Source organism: Aliivibrio sp. SR45-2, from assembly GCF_963890165.1.
GTDB classification, from domain to species: Bacteria; Pseudomonadota; Gammaproteobacteria; order Enterobacterales; family Vibrionaceae; genus Aliivibrio; species Aliivibrio salmonicida.
On the sequence record NZ_CAWPRC010000172.1, the window covers coordinates 57,761 to 79,509 of the forward strand.

18 protein-coding genes are annotated in these 21,749 nt (G+C 40.4%); 15 read left to right on the top strand and 3 right to left on the bottom strand.

The annotated features are described in order from the left end of the window. Nucleotides 1–233: 233 nt before the first annotated feature. From pepB to AACV33_RS15435, 12 genes are all read left to right on the top strand, one after another. The gene (gene pepB, locus AACV33_RS15380) at nt 234–1,520 is read left to right on the top strand and encodes an aminopeptidase PepB (protein WP_065611461.1); all 1,287 of its coding nucleotides are present in this window, start codon (nt 234–236) and stop codon (nt 1,518–1,520) included. 88 nt (nt 1,521–1,608) lie between these two features. Beyond that, nucleotides 1,609–2,043 carry a nucleoside-diphosphate kinase gene (gene ndk, locus AACV33_RS15385; protein WP_012549530.1) on the top strand — a complete coding sequence of 145 codons (435 nt, stop codon included), beginning with the start codon at nt 1,609–1,611 and terminating at the stop codon, nt 2,041–2,043. Between the two features lie 230 nt (nt 2,044–2,273). Beyond that, nucleotides 2,274–3,392 (top strand): bifunctional tRNA (adenosine(37)-C2)-methyltransferase TrmG/ribosomal RNA large subunit methyltransferase RlmN, encoded by a 1,119-nt coding sequence (locus AACV33_RS15390; RefSeq protein ID WP_023603710.1) that lies wholly within the window; start codon nt 2,274–2,276, stop codon nt 3,390–3,392. A gap of 30 nt (nt 3,393–3,422) precedes the next feature. Continuing rightward, nucleotides 3,423–4,184 carry a type IV pilus biogenesis/stability protein PilW gene (gene pilW / locus AACV33_RS15395; protein WP_012549532.1) on the top strand — a complete coding sequence of 254 codons (762 nt, stop codon included), beginning with the start codon at nt 3,423–3,425 and terminating at the stop codon, nt 4,182–4,184. Then, nucleotides 4,174–5,064, top strand: coding sequence for a RodZ domain-containing protein (locus AACV33_RS15400; protein WP_023603709.1), 891 nt, complete (start codon nt 4,174–4,176; stop codon nt 5,062–5,064). The genes pilW and AACV33_RS15400 overlap by 11 nt, the downstream gene beginning before the upstream one ends. Nucleotides 5,065–5,076: 12 nt before the next feature. Then, a complete protein-coding gene (gene ispG / locus AACV33_RS15405; protein WP_012549534.1) occupies nt 5,077–6,195 on the top strand; it encodes a flavodoxin-dependent (E)-4-hydroxy-3-methylbut-2-enyl-diphosphate synthase in 1,119 nt (372 codons plus the stop codon). A gap of 40 nt (nt 6,196–6,235) precedes the next feature. Then, entirely contained in the window at nt 6,236–7,504 is a 1,269-nt protein-coding gene (gene hisS, locus AACV33_RS15410) for a histidine--tRNA ligase (protein ID WP_182699403.1), read from the top strand. Nucleotides 7,505–7,515: 11 nt separating this feature from the next. Further along, nucleotides 7,516–8,127: a YfgM family protein gene (locus AACV33_RS15415; RefSeq protein ID WP_012549536.1), complete on the top strand. Its 612-nt coding sequence runs from the start codon at nt 7,516–7,518 to the stop codon at nt 8,125–8,127. Between the two features lie 10 nt (nt 8,128–8,137). Then, the gene (gene bamB, locus AACV33_RS15420; RefSeq protein WP_012549537.1) at nt 8,138–9,295 is read left to right on the top strand and encodes an outer membrane protein assembly factor BamB; all 1,158 of its coding nucleotides are present in this window, start codon (nt 8,138–8,140) and stop codon (nt 9,293–9,295) included. Between the two features lie 180 nt (nt 9,296–9,475). Beyond that, nucleotides 9,476–10,978 carry a ribosome biogenesis GTPase Der gene (gene der, locus AACV33_RS15425; RefSeq protein WP_012549538.1) on the top strand — a complete coding sequence of 501 codons (1,503 nt, stop codon included), beginning with the start codon at nt 9,476–9,478 and terminating at the stop codon, nt 10,976–10,978. A gap of 55 nt (nt 10,979–11,033) precedes the next feature. After that, the gene (locus AACV33_RS15430) at nt 11,034–11,909 is read left to right on the top strand and encodes an alanyl-tRNA editing protein (RefSeq protein WP_182699404.1); all 876 of its coding nucleotides are present in this window, start codon (nt 11,034–11,036) and stop codon (nt 11,907–11,909) included. 296 nt (nt 11,910–12,205) lie between these two features. Then, nucleotides 12,206–12,442 carry a zinc ribbon domain-containing protein gene (locus AACV33_RS15435; RefSeq protein ID WP_017023019.1) on the top strand — a complete coding sequence of 79 codons (237 nt, stop codon included), beginning with the start codon at nt 12,206–12,208 and terminating at the stop codon, nt 12,440–12,442. A gap of 1 nt (nt 12,443) precedes the next feature. On the opposite strand, the gene xseA is transcribed toward AACV33_RS15435, so the two are convergent. Beyond that, nucleotides 12,444–13,778, bottom strand: coding sequence for an exodeoxyribonuclease VII large subunit (gene xseA, locus AACV33_RS15440; protein WP_182699405.1), 1,335 nt, complete (start codon nt 13,776–13,778; stop codon nt 12,444–12,446). A 209-nt stretch (nt 13,779–13,987) separates the two neighbouring features. On the opposite strand from xseA, the gene guaB reads away from it, so the two are divergent. The 3 genes from guaB (at nt 13,988) to AACV33_RS15455 (ending at nt 19,059) form a co-directional block, all read left to right on the top strand. Continuing rightward, nucleotides 13,988–15,451: an IMP dehydrogenase gene (gene guaB, locus AACV33_RS15445; RefSeq protein WP_017023021.1), complete on the top strand. Its 1,464-nt coding sequence runs from the start codon at nt 13,988–13,990 to the stop codon at nt 15,449–15,451. A 216-nt stretch (nt 15,452–15,667) separates the two neighbouring features. Next, nucleotides 15,668–17,221, top strand: a complete 1,554-nt coding sequence (gene guaA / locus AACV33_RS15450) for a glutamine-hydrolyzing GMP synthase (RefSeq protein ID WP_017023022.1) — start codon at nt 15,668–15,670, stop codon at nt 17,219–17,221. A 278-nt stretch (nt 17,222–17,499) separates the two neighbouring features. Beyond that, nucleotides 17,500–19,059, top strand: a complete 1,560-nt coding sequence (locus AACV33_RS15455) for an AbgT family transporter (protein ID WP_023603705.1) — start codon at nt 17,500–17,502, stop codon at nt 19,057–19,059. 73 nt (nt 19,060–19,132) lie between these two features. Here the strand turns inward: AACV33_RS15455 and fghA are convergent, their stop codons facing one another. Further along, entirely contained in the window at nt 19,133–19,975 is an 843-nt protein-coding gene (gene fghA / locus AACV33_RS15460; protein WP_182699406.1) for an S-formylglutathione hydrolase, read from the bottom strand. A gap of 276 nt (nt 19,976–20,251) precedes the next feature. Continuing rightward, nucleotides 20,252–21,400, bottom strand: coding sequence for an S-(hydroxymethyl)glutathione dehydrogenase/class III alcohol dehydrogenase (locus tag AACV33_RS15465; protein WP_017023025.1), 1,149 nt, complete (start codon nt 21,398–21,400; stop codon nt 20,252–20,254). Between the last annotated feature and the right edge of the window lie 349 nt (nt 21,401–21,749).

Consider the following 21,749-nt stretch of genomic DNA (forward strand, 5'->3'; position numbering starts at 1 on the left):
AATGAAGGATCTCGTCTGAAATATATGAAATATCAGCAATTGGTTGGCTCCATCTCTTAGAATTAACCTAAGTTCCTTGAATCACGGGTTTAAAGTAGGCAAATTGACTTAAAAATCGAACGTTCTGTTCGTTTAACCGAATACAAAAATGCAATAAAAATCAATGGCAAGTTGAATTGGTATGATCATGACTTATTGTTGAGTGGTGTTGCGTTTTATAAAGGAGATACATGATGTCACAGAAGATGACAGTACAACTTTCAAATACAAAAGCTCTTGCTCATTGGGGGAATAACGCACTGCTTTCATTTACCACAGAAGGCGCCGTCATTCATTATACTGACAATGATGTATACAGTACGGTTCAACGTGCTGCACGAAAGTTAAATACTCAAGGTATTGTTGATGTCGCTTTGGATGGCGCGTCATGGGATCTCGAATCTATTTGGTCTTTTATTCAAGGCTTCCGTGGTTCGAAAAGTAATAATGATATCGCTTGGAACTCACTCTCAGATCATGACGAAAAAGAATTAAATGCACGTATTTTAACGACCAACTGGACCCGTGACATTATTAATAAAACGGCAGAAGAAGTTGCCCCACGCCAGTTGGCGAGTATGGCGGCCGAATTCATTAAATCAGTTGCTCCAGAAGGAACGGTAAAAGCTAAAATTGTAAAAGATAAAGATCTTTTAACGGAAGGATGGACGGGAACGTATGCCGTCGGTCGTGGCTCTGAACGTACGTCTGCGATGCTGCAATTAGACTACAACCCAACGGGTGATGAAAATGCGCCTGTATACGCTTGTCTTGTAGGTAAAGGCATTACGTTTGATTCTGGTGGTTACAGCATTAAACCTTCAGGTGGCATGGCATCAATGAAGGCTGACATGGGCGGAGCTGCGCTTGTTACTGCAGGTCTTGCAATGTCGATTCTTCGTGGTTTAGATAAGCGTGTTAAATTGGTTTTATGCTGCGCAGAAAATATGATATCAGGTCGAGCATTAAAGTTAGGCGATATCATTACCTATAAAAATGGAAAAACGGTTGAGATTTTAAATACAGATGCAGAAGGACGTTTAGTCTTAGCGGATGGCCTTCAATTTGCTTCTGAGCAAACCCCCGAATTAATTATCGATTGTGCAACACTAACGGGATCCGCTAAAATGGCGGTTGGTAATGATTTTCATTCATTATTGAGTTTTGATGAAAAGTTAAGCCAGCAAGCATTAATTTCAGCTCAAGAAGAGAACGAAGGTTTATGGCGTTTGCCGTTAATGGAATTTCATCGTGAGATGTTGCCTTCTAATTTTGCTGATTTAGCGAATATTGGTTCTGGAGCCTATTCACCAGGCGCAAGTACGGCCGCGGGTTTTCTTTCTTATTTTGTTGATGATTATAAGAAAGGCTGGTTGCATATGGATTGCTCTGCAACTTACCGAACCGCTCCCTCAGACAAATGGTCTGCAGGGGCAACGGGTGTCGGTGTAAGAACATTAGCGAACATTCTTACAAAATAAATAAGAAAAGATCGGGCAATAGACTCGGTCTTTTTTCTAATAATTATAATAGCTTTTAAGAAGTAAAAGAAACTTGAAGGAAAGTAGAATGACAATAGAACGTACTTTTTCAATTGTAAAACCAGATGCGGTTAAGCGTAATTTAATCGGTGCTATTTACCGTCGTATTGAAAAAACGGGTATGCAAGTTGTAGCCGCTAAAATGCTCTCTCTAACAAAAGAACAGGCTCAAGGTTTTTATGCCGAGCATGAAGGCAAAGAATTTTTTGATGCACTCGTTGAGTACATGACATCAGGCCCTGTTATGGTTCAAGTGCTTGAAGGTGAAAGTGTTATTACTCGCTACCGTGAATTGATGGGAAAAACAAATCCAGATGAAGCGGCCTGTGGTAGCTTGCGTTCTGATTATGCGATCAGCATGCGTTATAACTCTGTGCATGGCTCGGACAGTCCTGAATCAGCCGCTCGTGAGATTGCTTATTTCTTTGTTGAAGATGAAATTTGCCCACGCCCTGCTGAGTAAATCGAACTAAGAGTTTAGAATGTTTGCAGGCTCCCTGAAGATTCAGAGGAGCTTGTATTTACTGTAATATGAATACCCTAGATAACAGAACGATAAATACGATAACCTTTTTATTGTTAAATGAACTCCCTCCTAACGGCTCTCATGCCTGAAACTCTAGTAATATCCTCTCAAAGCTTGTACAATTCTGCGCCCATATTAGCGGTGATGTTATTTATCAGAGAGGCAACATGACTACAACTAAAACCAATCTACTGGACTTTGATCGTAAAGGACTTCGAGCATTTTTTTCTGAGGAATTAGGAGAGAAAGCCTTCCGAGCAGATCAAATCATGAAGTGGATGTATCACTTTGGTTGTGATGACTTCGATCAAATGAACAACATCAACAAAAAGCTTCGTGAAAAGCTAAAGCAGAAATGTGAAATTCGAGCACCCTACGTATCTGAAGCTCAGCATTCAGTTGATGGCACCATCAAATGGGCGATGAAAGTAGGCGATCAAGATGTTGAGACGGTTTATATCCCTGATGGTGATCGCGCAACCTTATGCGTATCTTCTCAAGTGGGCTGTGCACTTGCTTGTACATTCTGCTCAACAGCACAACAAGGCTTTAACCGTAACCTTAAAGTTTCTGAAATTGTCGGTCAAATTTGGCGTGCAGCTCGTGAAATTGGTTTAGAAAAAGAAACGGGTCGCCGTCCAATTACGAATGTCGTAATGATGGGCATGGGTGAACCATTGCTTAATATGAAAAATCTAATTCCATCATTAGATATTATGCTTGATGATCTAGGTTTTGGTTTGTCTAAACGTCGTGTCACTGTATCTACATCAGGTGTTGTTTCTGGCTTAGAACAAATGATCGGCAAAGTTGATGTTGCTTTAGCTATTTCTCTTCATGCACCTACGGATAAATTGCGCAGTGAGATCATGCCAATTAATGATCGTTGGAATATTGAAGCGTTTTTAGCGTGTGTTCGTGAATACATAGCATCATCAAATGCTAACCGTGGTCGTGTAACGGTAGAGTACGTACTTTTAGATCATATAAATGACGATATGGATCATGCAAGACAACTCGCAGAATTGCTAAAAGATACTCCGGCAAAGATTAATTTGATTCCATTTAACCCATATCCTGGGTCACCATACAAAAAGCCAAGTAATTCACGTATCGATCGATTCATGAAGACATTGATGGAATACGATTTTACGGTAACGGTTCGTAGAACTCGTGGTGATGATATTGATGCCGCTTGTGGTCAATTGGTCGGTGATGTAATCGATAGAACTAAACGCACTCAAGTTAAACAGCAAGGTGAGGCTATCCCTGTAAAAACTGTTTAATCTTGATGTATTACAGCAAGGGAAAGCAGAATGATAAAATGGAGTGCAGCATGGTTAGCAATTGGATTGTTAACCAGTGCCGGTTGTGTCACGGTTAATGAAGCCGATGAGATGACCGACGATGAGATAATTCGAGCTTCCGAAGCTCGAATTACTCTCGGATTAGGTTACTTAAATGCGGGCAATATGATGAAGGCCCGTGAGAATTTGGAACTGGCTGCACAATATGCTCCTGACTACTACCGCTCTCAAACTTCCCTCGCTTATTATTATCAACAAGTAGAAGAAAATGAATTAGCTGAAAAGGCTTACAAACGAGCATTACGTTATTCATCAAAAAATGGTAATGTATTAAACGACTACGGGGTTTTTCTCTGTAGAAAAGGCCGTTATGAGGAAGCACAGCAAAAGTTTACTCTGGCAATTGAACAACCTTACTACTATTTAGTGTCAGCAAGCTATGAAAATGCAGCGATGTGCGCCCTAAGTAGTGGAGATAACGTAACAGCAAAAACGTATTTTGAGCGTTCACTCGCTCACGATCCCCATCGAGTTCGTTCCACCCTTCAATTGGCTAAATTGAATATTGATGAAGGCAACTATTCAGAACCGAGGATTTCGCTGTTTAAATTTAATAAGAAGTACGGATATAAACCCGTTAGCCTAAGCTTACTCATAGAATTAGAAAAAAAAGCAGGCAATGCACATTTGGTTACTAAATATGCAAACATTTTGGGACAAAAATATCCGGACTCCAAAGAATATCAGACCTATATAAATCATGACTATTGAACATACAGAAGACAACATTGAAACCATTATCGCTCCAGGGCAGTTATTAAAAAACGCTCGTGAAGAATCAAATCTAACGTTAGAAGATATTTCAGCGCGCTTACGACTGCGTGTAGAAGTTCTCGAGCAGATAGAAGCTGATCAGTTTGATATGGGAAAACTTGCCACATTTACTCGTGGTTATTATCGCTCATATGCAAAAGCCGTTAATGTTCCAGAAATGGCGGTATTGAATGGGTTAGATATACTGGGTAAAGCGCAAATTGAAGAACACGATATGCAAAGTTTTTCTCGTAAAACAAAAAGAGAAAAACATGATAACCGTATTATGAAGCTAACATGGGTTATTTTTGCGCTTATTCTAAGTATGTCTGTACTGTGGTGGTGGCAAGAACAAGCTCAATTTGAAACCGCAGAAGCGACGTCTCATGTTGAAGAGATAAATAAAGAAGAAGCGGTTATTGTCGATGAGTTAGCTGATAGCTCAACAGAAAGTGCAGTGGCACTTGATGACGGAATTGATACATTAGAAAGTTCTGATACAGTGACTGCCCCTTTAGCTGAAACAACCGTTACTGATGAAGCGACTGATTCGATTGAAACGCCGACAGTATCAGAGCAAGCACAAGAAGCAATTATTACTGATGATGTTGTAATTACATTCAATAGTGATTGCTGGCTTCAAGTGAAAGACGCCGCAAACAATCGTTTGTATTCAGGTGTTAAGAAATCAAATCAAACATTAAAATTAACAGGCAAAGCACCTTATGAGTTGGTGATTGGCGCTCCAAATGCGGTCACGTTAAGCTACAAAGGCAAACCTGTTAATTTATCTGCATATCCTGCCGGTAAAGTTGCACGACTAACTTTACCTCAATAATGAGTTGATTCCATGCATATAGAGTCTCCAATTAAACGTCGCCAATCTACTCGCATTTATGTGGGTAATGTTCCTATTGGTGATGGCGCACCAATCGCTGTTCAGTCTATGACGAATACGTTAACAACTGATGTTGCTGCTACCGTTGCACAAATTAATGCACTTCAAAAAGTCGGCGCTGATATTGTTCGTGTTTCAGTGCCAACAATGGATGCGGCAGAAGCCTTTAAGTTGATTAAACAACAGGTTTCGGTTCCATTAGTTGCTGATATCCATTTTGATTATCGTATTGCATTAAAAGTTGCGGAATATGGCGTGGATTGCTTACGTATTAATCCCGGTAATATTGGTAATGAACAACGAATTCGTTCTGTTGTCGATTGTGCAAGAGATAATAATATTCCGATTCGTATTGGTGTGAATGGCGGTTCATTAGAAAAAGACATTCAAGCTAAATATAAAGAACCGACAGCAGAAGCATTACTAGAGTCCGCAATGCGCCATGTCGATATATTAGATCGTATGAACTTTGATCAGTTCAAAGTCAGTGTCAAAGCTTCTGATGTCTTTTTAGCTGTCGATTCTTATCGTTTGCTAGCAAAACAGATAGTGCAACCATTGCACCTTGGAATTACCGAGGCAGGTGGTGCTCGTGCGGGTTCTGTTAAATCAGCCGTTGGTTTGGGTTTATTATTATCAGAAGGCATTGGCGACACATTACGTATTTCGCTAGCGGCAGATCCTATTGAAGAGATCAAAGTTGGTTTTGACATATTAAAATCATTACGAATTCGTTCTCGTGGTATTAATTTTATTGCGTGCCCAACCTGTTCTCGTCAAGAGTTTGATGTTATTGCTACGGTTAATGAGCTTGAACAGCGTTTAGAAGACTTAATCACACCAATGGACGTATCTTTGATTGGTTGTGTCGTTAATGGCCCAGGCGAGGCGGAAGTGTCTCATATGGGAATTGCGGGAAGTTATCGTAAAAGTGCATTCTATGAAGATGGCATTCGTCAAAAAGAACGTTTTGATAACGACAATATCGTGGATAAGCTAGAAGCTAGGATCCGTGCAAAAGCAGCGATGTTATCAAAAGAAAATCAAATTGATATTAATCAGATCGACTGATTAATATCCAGATATAAATAAAACCCATTGGGAAGTGAACGTGGCTAAAGCAATCCAAGCAATTCGAGGCATGAATGACTGCCTTCCAACACAGTCGCCATTGTGGCACAAAGTAGAAGACAGCGTAAAACGCGTTATTAGTGCGTATGGCTATAGCGAAATTCGCATGCCGATTGTTGAACAGACGCATCTATTTAAGCGTGCTATCGGTGAAGTTACAGACGTTGTTGAAAAAGAAATGTATACGTTTGACGACCGTAATGGTGATAGCTTAGCGCTTCGTCCAGAAGGTACTGCAGGTTGTGTACGTGCAGGGATTGAGAATGGTTTGTTGTACAACCAAGAACAACGTTTATGGTACATGGGACCAATGTTCCGTCATGAACGCCCTCAGAAAGGTCGTTACCGTCAATTTCATCAAGTTGGTGTTGAAGTATTTGGTCTAAATGGTCCAGATGTTGATGCTGAACTTATCATGATGACAGCACGCTTGTGGCGTGAGCTAGGTATTGATAAGCACGTTCATTTAGAGCTTAACTCAATTGGTTCATTAGAAGCTCGTGCTAACTATCGTGTGGTGTTAATTGAATTCCTAGAACAATATTTAGATATCTTGGATGAAGATTGTAAGCGTCGTATGTACACTAATCCAATGCGTGTTCTTGATACTAAAAACCCAGCAGTACAAGCTATTTTAGGCGATGCACCTAAGCTGTCTGAGTATTTAGATGATGATTCAAAAGCACATTTTTCTGGATTATGTGAACTACTTGACGCTGCTGGCATCCAATATCAAGTTAATGAACGCTTAGTTCGTGGTTTAGATTATTATAACCGTACTGTTTTTGAGTGGGTAACTGAAAGTTTAGGCGCTCAAGGTACGGTATGTGCTGGTGGTCGTTACGATGGATTAGTTGAGCAATTAGGTGGAAAAGAGACTCCGGCAGTTGGCTTTGCTATGGGTCTTGAACGTTTAGTTCTTTTAATGGAAACATTAGAATTAACAGACGTACGCCGCTCGGTTGATGTTTATATGGTGACTTCTGGAGCAGACACATTAATGACTGGTATGAAACTGGCTGAACGACTGCGTGAACAGGTTCCTGGATTACGAGTAATGTGTCACTTCGGTGGTGGTAATTTTAAAAAGCAATTTAAACGTGCAGACAATGCGGGTGCAGCGGTAGCTCTTATTTTAGGTGAGAGTGAAGTTGCAGAGCTAACTGTAAACGTAAAAGATTTACGTACTGGTGAGCAAGAGACATTCGCTCAAGCAGACGTATTCGCAAAATTAGCAGAATTGATTTAAGAGGATAGGACGTGGAAGCCTACGAAACTGAAGAACAACAAGTTGAAGCCATTAAAAGTTGGTGGAAAGAAAATGGCAAGGCTGTCGTAATTGGTGGCGTTGTTGGTATTGGTGCGATTCTAGGTTGGAAATATTACCAATCAATGCAAGTGACTGCGAAAGAAACGGCTTCTGCAGGTTACGAAAGAACATTGACGGCATTGCACACCTCTGGAGCTAAAGCTGAAGAAACGACTCAAACTTTTATTGCAGCACATGCGAAAAGTGAATATGCCGCATTGGCAGCACTTCAGTTAGCTAAAGTTCAAGTTGAAGCGAATCAATTAGATGCCGCATTAGAACAGTTGATTTGGATTTCAAACAACAGTAAAGATGATGCATTAGTCGCAATGGCTCAAGTTCGTGCTGCTCGTATTCAAGCGGAACAAAATAAGTTTGATGCTGCACTTACTACATTAGCTGGTGTTAAATCAACAAGCTGGTCTGCTCGTGTTGCAGAATTGAAAGGCGACATTGCACTGAGTCAAGGTGATATTGCAACCGCTCGTTCTGAATATACAGAGTCACTTCAAGATGGCATGAATCCATCTGTTCAAATGAAATTGGACGACTTAGCTGAGTAAGGACAACTGAATGCGTAAGGTGTTAAAAAAAGCGGCATTATGTACCTTTGGTTTCTCCATGCTTGTTGGTTGTGCGAGTGAAGAAGATACAATCGTAATGGCACCTGTTCCTGTTGTTCAGAATCAATTTGAACCAACAACGGAATGGACAAGTTCAATTGGTGATGGTGTTGGACATTATTTTTCACGTTTAACACCTGCATATGCTTACGATAAGATTTATGTCGCAAGTCGAGATGGTCTTGTTAAAGCGCTTGACCCTAAAAATGGTAAAACCATTTGGGAACAAGATTTAGAACAAGATGATACTGCTCGATTATCTGGCGGTCTGACGCTGACTTATGGAAAAGTATTCATTGGTTCTGAAAATGGAGAGATTATCACTCTTGATGCAGAAACCGGTGAAGAGCTTTGGCGTGAGAAAGTCGATGGTGAAGTTATTGCTAAACCATTAGCGGACGAAGGTTATGTAATCGTTCATACCAGTCGTGGGGCTTTGGTTGCATTTGATGCGGAAACCGGAACCGAAAAGTGGGAAATTAACAGTGAAGTTCCTAGCTTAACACTTCGTGGTGACAGTGCTCCTGTCAGTATATCTGGTGGTGTCTTTTGGGGAATGTCTAATGGACGTTTAGCAGCAGCATTGATGTCTAAAGGTCAATTGTTGTGGCAACAACCAGTAGGAACACCAAAAGGAGCGACTGAAATAGATCGCCTTGTTGATGTCGATTCATCGCCATTAATCCTTGGTGGACGTTTATATACTATTGGCTATAACGGACAGTTGATTGCGTTAGATCTTCGTACTGGTCAACCTGCGTGGAAGCGTAATTATTCTTCTGCCATGGATATGTCTACGGATGGAAAGCGCCTTTTCCTAGTAACAGAAAAAGATCATGTTGTTGCCGTCGATGCACGAAGTGGTACTGAGCTTTGGAACAATAAAGAGCTAGAGTATCGCCAGTTAACATCACCAATTATCATCGATAATTATGTAGTTTTAGCGGATAACGAAGGTTATTTGCATTGGCTAGATAAAGAAAGTGGTTTGTTTGTTTCACAACAAGAAATTGACAGCGATGGTATTGCGGTTTCACCGATAGTGGTTGGGGATAGTTTCCTAATTGTTACACGTGAAGGCGATATCAAAAAAATGCGAATTAAATAAGTTTTATTTGCTATAATTGTGAATTGGCTCCAAGTCCTTCTGACTTTGGAGCCTTTTATTGTTTTTAGATAGTGAAAGATAATCCAATTTGGTGATGGTTTTTATCCGTTCATATTAAAAAAACTATCATCAAATTGGTATTAGCTCGCGCTATGCCTATGATTAAATTAAGAGGTATATATGATTCCTGTTGTTGCTCTGGTAGGGCGTCCAAATGTTGGTAAGTCGACGCTGTTTAACCGTGTTACACGCACAAGGGATGCATTAGTTGCGGACTTTCCAGGCTTAACGCGTGACCGTAAATATGGTCGAGCTAAGTTAGAAGAGCAAGAATTCATTCTAATCGATACCGGCGGTATTGATGGAACAGAAGAAGGTGTTGAAACTAAAATGGCTGAACAGTCATTAGCTGCGATTGAAGAAGCTGATGTTGTACTATTTATGGTTGATGGCCGTGCTGGTTTGACATCATCTGATGAAGCGATAGCAAAACACTTACGTTCTCGTGAAAAACCAACATTCTTAGTAGTAAACAAGATTGATGGTATTGATGCAGATGCGGCAAGTGCTGAGTTTTGGCAATTAGGTATGAGTAAAGTATACCAAATCGCTGCTTCACACGGTCGTGGTGTTACTTCTCTGCTTGAGCTTGCTCTTGCTCCTTTTATGGAAGAGCTTGTTGAAGAATCTTTAAGAGATGAAAACGGTGAGATTACTGATCTGACTGAATTTGAAGATTTTGAAGACGAAGAAAAAGATCTTACAGAAGAAGATGCAGAGAAAGATTTTGCTCGTCTTCAAGATCAACCAATCAAACTTGCCATTATCGGTCGTCCTAACGTAGGTAAATCAACGCTAATTAACCGTATTTTAGGTGAAGAGCGTGTGGTTGTTTACGATATGCCAGGTACAACTCGTGACTCTATTTACATTCCAATGGAGCGTGAAGGTCAAGAATATGTACTGATCGATACTGCGGGTGTTCGTCGTCGCGGTCGTATCAATGAAACCGTTGAAAAATTCTCAGTAATCAAAACATTGAAAGCAATCGAAGATGCTAACGTTGTTTTATTGGTTATTGATGCGCGTGAAAATATTTCAGATCAAGATCTAAGCTTGTTAGGCTTTGCATTGAACGCGGGTCGTTCTTTAGTTATTGCTGTTAATAAGTGGGATGGATTGAATAATGAAGTTAAAGAGAAAGTAAAATCAGAACTAGACCGCCGTTTAGGTTTTGTTGACTTTGCTCGTCTTCACTTTATTTCTGCATTGCATGGTACGGGTGTTGGTCATTTATATGAATCAGTACAAGAAGCTTATGTTTCTGCAACTAAGCGTGTAGGTACATCTGTTCTTACTCGTGTTATGAAGATGGCTCAAGATGATCACCAACCGCCAATGGTTCGTGGCCGTCGTGTGAAATTGAAATACGCGCACGCAGGTGGTTATAACCCACCACTTATCGTTATTCACGGTAACCAAGTAAAAGAATTACCTTCTTCTTACAAACGTTTCTTAATGAACTACTTCCGTAAATCATTAGAAATCATGGGTACGCCAATTCGTATTCAGTTCCAGAACAGCGAAAACCCATTTGAAGATCGCGGTGGCAAATTAACATTGTCTCAAGAGCGTCAACGTAAACGTCTTGTTGGTGCTGTTAAAAACCGCAATAAAAAATAAATTCAACTAAACGATAAACGCCCAATTAATTGGGCGTTTTTTTTAGGTAAAAATCATGACTCAATTCTTTTCAACGGATGTTTTATTCTGTCATCAAACGTGGCAACACACTTCTGAAATTCAATTAATTAAAAAAACAGAACAAGGCCAATGGCTTGTTGTGAAAGAAACGCCTTTTCACCCTGTTAGTCATATTTGGCCAGATCATCCTGAAGATAAAGGAACGATTAGTACTCGTTCAAATGAATACCCAGTACTTGCTTGTCATACTGCTGCTATTGAATTATCGACGGGTACTCTATACACCAATAAAGAAATACCGATTAAACGAGGTGAAGAGGGTTGGGTGTTTGTTGTTGCTCATTTAGTTGAAAGTGCAGTGCCCGTTTCTCTTGGTGATAGCATTGAGTTAACGGTTGATGAAGAACATCAAAAAGCATTAAGCCGAGGACACAGTGCAGGCCATATTGCCTATCTTGCATTAAATAAAGCGCTTCATGCTAAGTATTGGCGTAAAGATGCAGACAGAAAAGATGAATTAGGTCATTACAATTTTAATAACTACGCCCAAGTTACAAGTTTTGTAACAGAAGACCATTGTGAAGACATTTATCGTTTAGGTAAAACACTTCGTAAGCGTGGATTAAACAGCGTTGAAATGCTAGATGATCTTTCTGCTATTGAGCATCAAATAAACCAACAGATTAAAGAATGGTTATCATTAGGCAGTAAGGTAAGCATGGAGTGTGATGGTAAAGCGTTAACAGACTCACGTTATTGGATTGCTGATTTTGGTATAGATGGTATTGCAAAATTGCCTTGTGGTGGAACACATGTTGCTTCATTTGATGAATATCAAGAAATTAAGGTGCAACTACAAGTTCAAGATAAGCAAGAATTATTGATGATAACGCAGTCCATAAAGCGATAATAGGAATGCATAAATCGAAATTACATGAAGTGTAGAGTACGCTCTGTTATTTACGTAATTAAAGGTAATTCAACTGGAAGAGTCTTCTTGTTCTCTGATTGATGTACTGGATCTTTGTGTTCTGCATATCATCATTGGTTTTTTATATCGTTTTAAATTGAAATACAGCATATGTAACTAATGCTTTCGGGGTGTGGTTATATAAATGTTCTTAAAGGGGATGATCGCTGATCAGATCCCTATAAGCGCAAAGATCTGCATTTGTTTAAAGTGAATAGTCGTAGAGGAAGTAAGTGATGCAAGTAAATCAATGCCCAAGCTGCCAATCAGAATTACGCTGGCAGAAAGAGGGTTATCATTGTGATTTTTGTCAGGTTGATTTTAAAAAAATCGCGCATTGTCCTGACTGCAATAAAGAAATGGAAAAGCTTAACGCCTGTGGTGCAGCAAATTATTTCTGCCATGAGTGTAATGAGCTGAAGTCAAAATCACGAGTAAAGACTGAGTTAGTACAATTAAGCGATAAGCAGTAAGTTACTTATCGACTATTGATTGTACTTCACCATCAACAAAGCGGGTTGTAATGGTATCACCAGTATGAACCTGCTGAGTTGATGTTATGAGACTGCCTGATGCATTACGTGTAATTGAATAGCCTCGCTTTAATGTTGCAAGAGGGCTTACGGTATCCAGTTTTTCAGCAGCTAAAGCAAGCTGATGACGTTGCATTAGTAAGTTTCTGTCCATTGAATCTAAAAGACGACGCTTTAATGTCTCTATACGTTGCTTATCTTGGTGTACTTTTCTTGCGGGAGATAAATTACTAAGACGTAAAGAAAGGTTTTCTATCTTATGCTGATTACGCTCTAGTCGCTGTTGCATATGACTTTCTAAGCGTTGATTAAGATCGTCTAAACGTTGGCTTTGTGTATTTAATTGAAGTTGAGGATGTTGTTTTTCAATTCTAAATTGATATGTTGAAAGTCGTTTTTGTTGTTGGGATAAATAGCGTTCAATAGCACTGCGTAAACGACGTTTTTGATGCGAGATTATCTGCAATTGAGAAGAGAGATCTCGACTCACTAGTTCAGCCGCAGCAGAAGGTGTTGGAGCACGTACATCGGCAACAAAATCGGCGATAGTGACATCGATTTCATGACCTACAGCACTAACTATTGGTATCTGACTGGCAGCAATGGTTCTTGCCACAATTTCTTCATTAAAGCACCAAAGATCCTCTAATGAACCGCCTCCACGTCCAACGATCAAAATATCACACTCATTACGGCTATTTGCTCGTCCAATGGCTTGTGCTATTTGAATTGCGGCATTTGTGCCTTGAACTAAGGTTGGATAAATGATGACAGGAAGATTTGGATCTCGTCGTTTTAATATGTTTAAAATATCAAAAAGAGCCGCGCCTGTTTTAGACGTAATAATACCGACACATTTCGGTTGCTCTGGTAAGGCCTTTTTAGCGGTCTGAGCGAATAAGCCTTCAGCGGCTAATGACATTTTTAAGTGATCGAATTCTTGTTGAAGACGACCATCCCCTTCAGCTTGCATGCTTTCAATGATTAACTGATAGTCACCACGAGGCTCATACAAAGAGAGACGAGCTTTAACAAGTACTTGCTTACCATTTTGAGGTTTAAACGTTACGCGACGATTATTGCCTTTAAACATGGCACATTTGACTTGAGCTTGGCTGTCTTTAAGAGTGAGATACCAATGGCCAGAAACGGGCATCGTAAGGTTAGACACTTCACCAACAAGCCAAACAATTCCCATTTCATTTTCTAATAATAAACGAACTTCAGAATTCAATCGGGAGACTGTAAAGATGCGGGGATTAGAATCGAGAGACATGAGAATGCCTTAGACATGAATATAGGAATTAGCGGCAATATAATACATATCAAGGGGGTAATTGCAAATTAAAAACAAATAAATGTCTAGCCAAGCGTTTGCGCGGTGCGTATAATCCGTCTGCAATATCAAATCCAAAACACTTTATTATGCGAAACGATAAAGTGGGATTTATTTCTTTTAACACCTTATGTTGTGAGATATTGCAAATGCTACGAATCGCAAAAGAAGCTTTAACCTTCGATGACGTTTTACTCGTCCCAGCACACTCTACTGTTCTTCCTAACACCGCTGATATTCGCACTCAGTTAACGAAGAGCATCTCTCTAAATATCCCAATGATTTCAGCATCAATGGATACCGTGACAGAAGCGCGTCTTGCTATTGCGTTAGCGCAAGAGGGTGGCATCGGTTTTATCCACAAAAATATGTCAATTGAACAGCAAGCTGAAGAAGTTCGCTTAGTAAAAATCTTTGAAGCAGGCGTTGTCTCTGCTCCAGTAACCGTTCGTCCTGACGCAACTATTCAAGATGTGAAAGATCTGACTGAAAAACACGGTTTTGCTGGCTTCCCTGTAGTAACTGAAACTAACGAACTTGTTGGTATCATTACTGGTCGTGATGTGCGTTTCGTAACAGACTTATCTAAGAAAGTTGACGTTGTAATGACGCCAAAATCACGCTTAGCTTCTGTTAAAGAAGGCGCAACTCGTGAAGAAGTTCAAGAGAAAATGCATGAAGCTCGCGTTGAGAAAGTATTGGTAGTGAACGATGAGTTCCAACTAACTGGTATGATCACAGCAAAAGATTTCCATAAAGCAGAACGTAAACCGAATGCATGTAAAGACGAACGTGGTCGTCTACGTGTTGGTGCTGCTGTTGGTGCGGGTGCTGGTAACGAAGAGCGTGTTGCTGCTCTTGTTGAAGCAGGTGTTGACGTTCTACTTATCGATTCATCACACGGCCACTCAGAAGGCGTTTTACAACGTATTCGTGAAACTCGTGCTGCTTTCCCTGATCTACAAATCATCGGTGGTAACGTTGCGACTGGTTTAGGCGCTCAAGCATTAATCGATGCTGGCGTAAGTGCGGTTAAAGTCGGTATTGGCCCTGGTTCAATTTGTACTACTCGCATTGTAACTGGTGTTGGTGTTCCTCAAATTACTGCAATTTCAGACGCAGCTGAAGTGGCAAATGCTCACGGCATTCCTGTTATTGCAGATGGTGGCATTCGTTATTCTGGTGATATCTGTAAAGCAATCGCTGCCGGCGCATCATGTGTCATGGTTGGCTCAATGTTTGCTGGTACTGAAGAAGCGCCGGGTGAAGTTATTCTTTACCAAGGTCGTTCATACAAATCTTACCGTGGTATGGGTTCTCTTGGTGCAATGTCTCAAGGTTCTTCAGACCGTTACTTCCAATCAGATAATGCAGCCGACAAACTTGTACCAGAAGGTATTGAAGGTCGTATCGCGTATCGCGGTCGTCTAAAAGAGATCGTTCACCAACAAATGGGTGGTTTACGCTCAAGCATGGGCCTAACGGGTTCTGCAACGATTGAAGATATGCGTACTAAAGCAGAATTTGTACGAATCTCAGGTGCGGGTATGAAAGAATCGCACGTACATGATGTTCAGATCACAAAAGAAGCACCAAACTACCGTTTAGGTTAGAAAAAGCGCCTAGGTTAATTTTTCTCAGTTTTTGTAGAACCTTACGGTTTCGTTGTTAAAGGTACTCGTTTGCACATTGTAAATGTTGTACCTTCTCTTCGAGTTCGAGTGATTCTGCTTTGAAATATGAGAAAAATACTTTGTACCAAATTCAATTTTAAGCGTGTGGTTTTATAGTAAAACCACACTAAATAAATGACTTTTTGAGAAAGACTAATGACGACTAATATCCACGCTCAACGCATTCTTATTTTAGATTTTGGTTCTCAATACACGCAGCTTGTTGCGCGTCGTATCCGTGAGATTGGTGTTTACTGTGAGCTTTGGAGCTGGGATGTAGAAGAATCGGATATCCGTGACTTCAATCCTGATGGCATCATTTTATCTGGTGGTCCAGAAAGTGTGACAGAAGCAAACTCTCCACGTGCTCCTCAATATGTATTTGATTCTGGTGTTCCTGTATTCGGCGTATGTTACGGCATGCAAACAATGGCAGAGCAACTTGGTGGTAAAGTAGCAACGTCTACTGAGCGTGAGTTTGGCTATGCTGCAGTTCAAGTAACTGGCGAATCAGCGTTGTTTAAAGATCTTGAAGCAACTCAAGATGTTTGGATGAGCCACGGTGATAAAGTTGTTGAGATCCCATCTGATTTCGTAAAAATTGCAGAGACAGAAACGTGTCCTTACGCTGCAATGGCAAACGAAGAGAAGAAATACTACGGTGTTCAATTCCATCCAGAAGTAACACACACTAAAAATGGCCTAAAAATGCTTGAGAACTTTGTTCTTAATGTATGTGGTTGTGAAGGTCTGTGGACTTCTGCATCAATCATTGAAGATGCCATTGCTCGCATTAAAGAACAAGTGGGTGACGATGAAGTTATCCTTGGTCTTTCTGGTGGTGTTGATTCATCTGTGGTTGCGATGCTTGCTCACCGTGCGATTGGCGACAAACTAACGTGTGTATTTGTTGATAACGGTTTACTTCGTTTAAATGAAGCAGAACAAGTGATGGAAATGTTCAGTGAAGGCTTTGGTCTTAAGATCATTCATGTTGAAGCTGAAGAACGTTTCTTAACCGCTCTTAGTGGTGAATCAGATCCAGAAGCTAAGCGTAAGATCATTGGTCATGTGTTTGTTGATATTTTTGACGAAGAGTCTAAGAAATTATCAAATGCTAAGTGGTTAGCTCAAGGGACCATTTATCCAGATGTTATCGAGTCTGCGGCGTCTAAAACGGGTAAAGCACACGTTATTAAATCTCACCATAACGTTGGCGGCCTACCTGATGACATGGAAATGGGTCTTGTTGAACCGTTACGTGAATTGTTTAAAGATGAAGTTCGTAAGATTGGTTTAGAATTAGGTCTTCCATACAATATGCTTTATCGTCACCCGTTCCCTGGACCTGGTCTAGGTGTACGTGTTCTTGGTGAAGTTAAGAAAGAGTACTGTGATTTACTTCGTCGTGCTGATGCGATCTTTATTGAAGAACTTCATAATGCCGATCTTTACAATAAAGTATCTCAAGCATTCACTGTATTCTTACCGGTACGCTCTGTTGGCGTAATGGGCGATGGTCGTAAATACGATTGGGTTGTTTCTCTACGTGCGGTAGAAACCATTGATTTTATGACTGCGCATTGGGCACATTTACCATACGATTTCTTAGGTAAAGTATCTAACCGTATTATCAATGAAGTTGGCGGTATCTCTCGCGTTGTTTACGATATTTCTGGTAAGCCGCCAGCAACGATTGAGTGGGAATAATTTTCACTTAATCTGCTAATGTATATCAAATAAACAGAAAGCGCCGAAAGGCGCTTTTTTTGTTTCTATTGTGATGTGATTATTAAATTTGTTAGTGATATGTTTCGGTGAAACATTGATTTACAAATTAAACATTTCCATAGTGGTGAAAATGCAATGTATTAAGCTTTTCTTGGCAATATCTGGTTTACACTGATTTAGCAAAGGAATAGATAAAGAATAAAAAAAATTAAATCTCTTTATCTTTAAATACAACATTTACTAATATGGAATTATGAATGAGTAACCAATCAGCAGAGAAGGCACCAAAGCTTAGTGCTATGGACCGTTTTCTAAACACTATTGAACGAGTAGGTAATAAAATTCCAGATCCTGCTTTACTTTTTTTCTGGGGCCTTTTAATTGTTTGGGGGCTTTCAGCGCTATTATCACAGATTAACTTTGATCTAATTCACCCTGTAACCCAAGATGCGGTTCAGGTGAAAAACCTTTTAACTGGTGATTCTTTAGCGAACTTTTTAGCAACAATGGTCACTAATTTTACTAGCTTTGCACCCTTAGGTATTGTACTGGTTGCAATGCTAGGTGTTGGTGTCGCAGATTCTTCGGGTTTTATTCAAACTGGCCTAAAGAAAATGCTGAACTTCACTCCAGCTAAATTACTTACACCAATGCTTATTCTTGTTGCGATTGTGTCACACACAGCAGCGGATGCAGGTTATGTATTAGTTATCCCACTAGGTGGTATCATTTTCCACGCGGCGGGTCGCCATCCGTTAGCGGGTATTGCCGCTGCATTTGCGGGTGTATCAGGTGGTTTTTCTGCTAACTTTATTCCATCAGGTATTGATCCATTATTGGCAGGCTTTACACAAACGGCCGCTCAAGTACTGGACCAATCGTATGTTGTTAATCCATTAGCGAATATTTTCTTTACTGGACTTTCTTCTGTACTGATTGTTGCTATTGGTTGGTATGTGACAGAGAAAATCATTGAACCACGTTTAGCAAATACGCCAGTAGATAAAGATGCAGAAGAAGCGCCAGATCTTGGTTCTTTTACTGAAATCGAATCAAAAGCGTTTAAATATGCAGGCTGGGCTATGGTTGCTGGTATCGCATTATTAATTGCGCTTATCTATCCTGAAGATTCAGCACTTCGTTCACCAGAAGGCGAAATTACGTCGTTCTCTGCGCCGCTAATGAAGTCTATTGTTCCATTGATTTTTATTCTGTTTGTTATCCCGGGTATCGTTTTTGGACGTGTTTCTGGTAAATTTAAGAGCAGTAATGATGTAATCAAAGCGATGTCAGAGACAATGGGGACAATGGGGGCATACATGGTTATGTCATTCTTCTGTGCGCAATTCTTAGTGGCATTTAGTCAATCAAACATCGGTACTATTTTAGCTATGTACGGTGCTGATTTCTTGAAGGCGCTTGACCTTCCAGGGCAACTAACGATTGTTGGTATGATTTTACTAACCGCTTTTGTTAATTTACTTATTGGTTCGGCCTCCGCTAAATGGGCACTAATTGGTCCTGTACTGGTTCCAATGCTAATGGGTGTTGGTATTTCACCTGAGCTGTCTCAAGCGGCATATCGTGTGGGTGATTCTGTATCAAACATTATTTCACCTCTGATGGTATTCTTCCCGCTAGTGGTGGTTTACTGTCAACGTTACGTTAAGTCGACGGGCATCGGTACATTGGCTTCACTTATGATGCCTTTTTCTATTGCGATGCTTATTGGTTGGACAATCTTCTTACTAGCGTATTGGGCACTTGGTATCCCACTGGGTATTCAAGCACCGTACACTTATAACCTTCCTGGTTAATTTGTATTAGTGACAAAAAAGCCCTGAGAATGAGAGTTCTCAGGGCTTTTTTATATTGGTTCTTTAGGGAAAGCTAGGCGTTTAAATAAGCCGCGTGAAATTCTAAGTGCTCATCAATGAAGGTAGAAATAAAGAAGTAGCTGTGGTCATAGCCTGGTTGCATTCTAACTTCAAGATTGGCACCTGACAGTTGTGCTGAGGCCAATAAATATTCTGGCTTTAATTGCTCTTCTAAAAAGCCATCCGCTTCACCTTGGTCAACTAAAATTGGTAATTTAGACCCTTTTTTAAGAAGTTCAGAGCTGTCGTATTCCTTCCAATCTTCTTTATTTTCACCAAGATATAGCCCCAATGCTTTTTGACCCCAAGGGCAATTAATAGGATTAGATATTGGACTAAATGCAGAAATAGACTGATACGCCTCTTGGTTTTTCAATCCAATCGTAATTGCACCGTGTCCGCCCATGCTATGACCCGATATCGATTTTTTGCTTGAAACAGGGAAGTGCGCTTCAATAAGAGAAGGCAGCTCTTTAGTTACATAATCATACATATGATAATGACGATTCCATGGCGCTTGCGTCGCATTTAAATAGAACCCTGCACCCAGACCAAAATCGTAAGCACCTTCGGCATCATCAGCTACGTCTTCGCCGCGAGGGCTAGTATCCATTGCAACAATCGCAATACCTAGTTCAGCTGCTTTTTTGAATGCCCCTGCTTTTTGCATGAAGTTTCCATCAGTACAAGTTAAGCCAGATAACCAATATAAAACAGGTACAGGATTCGTTTCAGACGCGTTTGCTGGCAGATAAATTGCAAAGCGCATATCACAATTTAATGTTGACGATGTATGTGTATATTGTTTGTGCCAACCACCGGCAACTTTGGCTTGGCTGATGTTTTCGATTGTCATGGTGAGCCCTTATTATGTGTTATTCATATCAGTGAGAGCACTGCATAGAATGTGGAGTCTACTGATTGATTTTAAAGTGCTTTGAAGTAAAGAAAAAAGAGGTATTGCTATTTAATTCATTGCTACGCCACCCGCGTAAAAATGAGGCAGTGTTGCTTTTTCTTTTACGGGAAAGCACTTTAAAATCAAAAAGTCATCTATAAATTACTCCCACCAACATAGAAGATGGGAGCAAGTAAAAATTGGCTCTAGCAGTTTGAGCTAGAACCGAATTTATTATTTATCCATATGTAGAACAGTACGGATAGATTTACCTTCGTGCATTAAGTCGAACGCTGCGTTTACATCCGCAAGGCCCATAGTGTGAGTAATGAAGTCATCAAGAGCGAACTCACCTTGCATGTAACGGTCAACGATACCTGGAAGTTCAGTACGGCCTTTAACGCCACCGAATGCAGAACCACGCCATACACGACCAGTCACAAGTTGGAATGGACGAGTTGAGATCTCTTGACCAGCACCAGCAACACCGATGATGATTGATTCTCCCCAACCTTTGTGACAACACTCAAGTGCTGCACGCATGACGTTCACGTTACCGATACACTCAAAAGAGTAATCCACGCCACCGTCCGTCATTTCAACAATCACTTCTTGAATTGGCTTATCGAATTTTGTTGGGTTGATGCAATCAGTCGCACCTAATTTCTTAGCCAGTTCGTATTTGCTTTCGTTCAAGTCCACACCGATGATGCGACTTGCTCCGGCCATTTTTGCGCCGATGATAGCTGAAAGACCAATACCGCCAAGACCGAATACAGCAACCGTGTCGCCTTTTTCAACTTTAGCCGTGTTAAGAACTGCACCCATACCTGTAGTTACACCACAACCTAGAAGACAAACTTCTTCAAGCGGCGCTTCTTTAGATACTTTCGCTAATGAAATCTCAGGAAGAACCGTGAATTCAGAGAACGTAGAGCAACCCATGTAATGGAAGATAGTTTCGCCATTAATAGAGAAGCGGCTAGTTCCATCAGGCATTAAGCCTTTCCCTTGAGTTTCACGAACCGCTTGGCAAAGGTTCGTTTTGCCAGAAGTACAGAACTTACATACACCACATTCCGCCGTGTAAAGAGGGATAACATGGTCGCCAATAGCAACACTTGTTACGCCTTCGCCGATCATCTCAACAATACCGCCGCCTTCATGGCCTAGGATTGATGGGAAGATACCTTCTGGATCATCGCCAGAAAGAGTGAATAAATCAGTGTGACACACGCCAGTAGCAACAATGCGAACCAATACTTCGCCCGCTTTAGGAAGTTGTACATCAACTTCTTCCATTTTTAGCGGTTCGCCAGCAGCCCAAGCTACCATTGCTTTAGATTTGATGTGTGTTTGATCAGGTTTAATATCAAGAGCCATTGGGTTTTCCTTTTAATTGGTTGAATCAGCAGTCAACTAAAGCGTAGTTGAATTTTAATTTCGCTGTCTCGTTTTGATGTGCCTAGTATAAGCATTCCATGAGAATTGATAATCCCCCTAAAATGAAAATGATTTTTACTAAAATGTAATAATAAACGTGTTTTCAGCCTGTAATCATTATTTTATCTATAAAATAGCAGTCAATAGAGTGAATATTAGTCTTAATTTAGAATTAAATAAGCGTATTGAATCAATTTATAGGAAAAAGAGTATTTGAATGCTGCATCTTCAAAATAACATTCATTTTATACTTGAGTATGTATTGCCTGTATTGCATAAATTTGAAGCG

What these genes read in the sequence shown, in the direction of transcription:
- AACV33_RS15435 (WP_017023019.1), top strand. Translation starts at nt 12,206, where the DNA reads ATGCAAGTAAATCAATGCCCAAGCTGCCAATCAGAATTACGCTGGCAG.
- AACV33_RS15400 (WP_023603709.1), top strand. Translation starts at nt 4,174, where the DNA reads ATGACTATTGAACATACAGAAGACAACATTGAAACCATTATCGCTCCA.
- fghA (WP_182699406.1), bottom strand. Translation starts at nt 19,975, where the DNA reads ATGACAATCGAAAACATCAGCCAAGCCAAAGTTGCCGGTGGTTGGCAC.
- xseA (WP_182699405.1), bottom strand. Translation starts at nt 13,778, where the DNA reads ATGTCTCTCGATTCTAATCCCCGCATCTTTACAGTCTCCCGATTGAAT.
- ndk (WP_012549530.1), top strand. Translation starts at nt 1,609, where the DNA reads ATGACAATAGAACGTACTTTTTCAATTGTAAAACCAGATGCGGTTAAG.
- AACV33_RS15465 (WP_017023025.1), bottom strand. Translation starts at nt 21,400, where the DNA reads ATGGCTCTTGATATTAAACCTGATCAAACACACATCAAATCTAAAGCA.
- guaA (WP_017023022.1), top strand. Translation starts at nt 15,668, where the DNA reads ATGACGACTAATATCCACGCTCAACGCATTCTTATTTTAGATTTTGGT.
- AACV33_RS15390 (WP_023603710.1), top strand. Translation starts at nt 2,274, where the DNA reads ATGACTACAACTAAAACCAATCTACTGGACTTTGATCGTAAAGGACTT.
- AACV33_RS15430 (WP_182699404.1), top strand. Translation starts at nt 11,034, where the DNA reads ATGACTCAATTCTTTTCAACGGATGTTTTATTCTGTCATCAAACGTGG.
- der (WP_012549538.1), top strand. Translation starts at nt 9,476, where the DNA reads ATGATTCCTGTTGTTGCTCTGGTAGGGCGTCCAAATGTTGGTAAGTCG.
- pilW (WP_012549532.1), top strand. Translation starts at nt 3,423, where the DNA reads ATGATAAAATGGAGTGCAGCATGGTTAGCAATTGGATTGTTAACCAGT.
- AACV33_RS15455 (WP_023603705.1), top strand. Translation starts at nt 17,500, where the DNA reads ATGAGTAACCAATCAGCAGAGAAGGCACCAAAGCTTAGTGCTATGGAC.
- guaB (WP_017023021.1), top strand. Translation starts at nt 13,988, where the DNA reads ATGCTACGAATCGCAAAAGAAGCTTTAACCTTCGATGACGTTTTACTC.
- bamB (WP_012549537.1), top strand. Translation starts at nt 8,138, where the DNA reads ATGCGTAAGGTGTTAAAAAAAGCGGCATTATGTACCTTTGGTTTCTCC.
- ispG (WP_012549534.1), top strand. Translation starts at nt 5,077, where the DNA reads ATGCATATAGAGTCTCCAATTAAACGTCGCCAATCTACTCGCATTTAT.
- pepB (WP_065611461.1), top strand. Translation starts at nt 234, where the DNA reads ATGTCACAGAAGATGACAGTACAACTTTCAAATACAAAAGCTCTTGCT.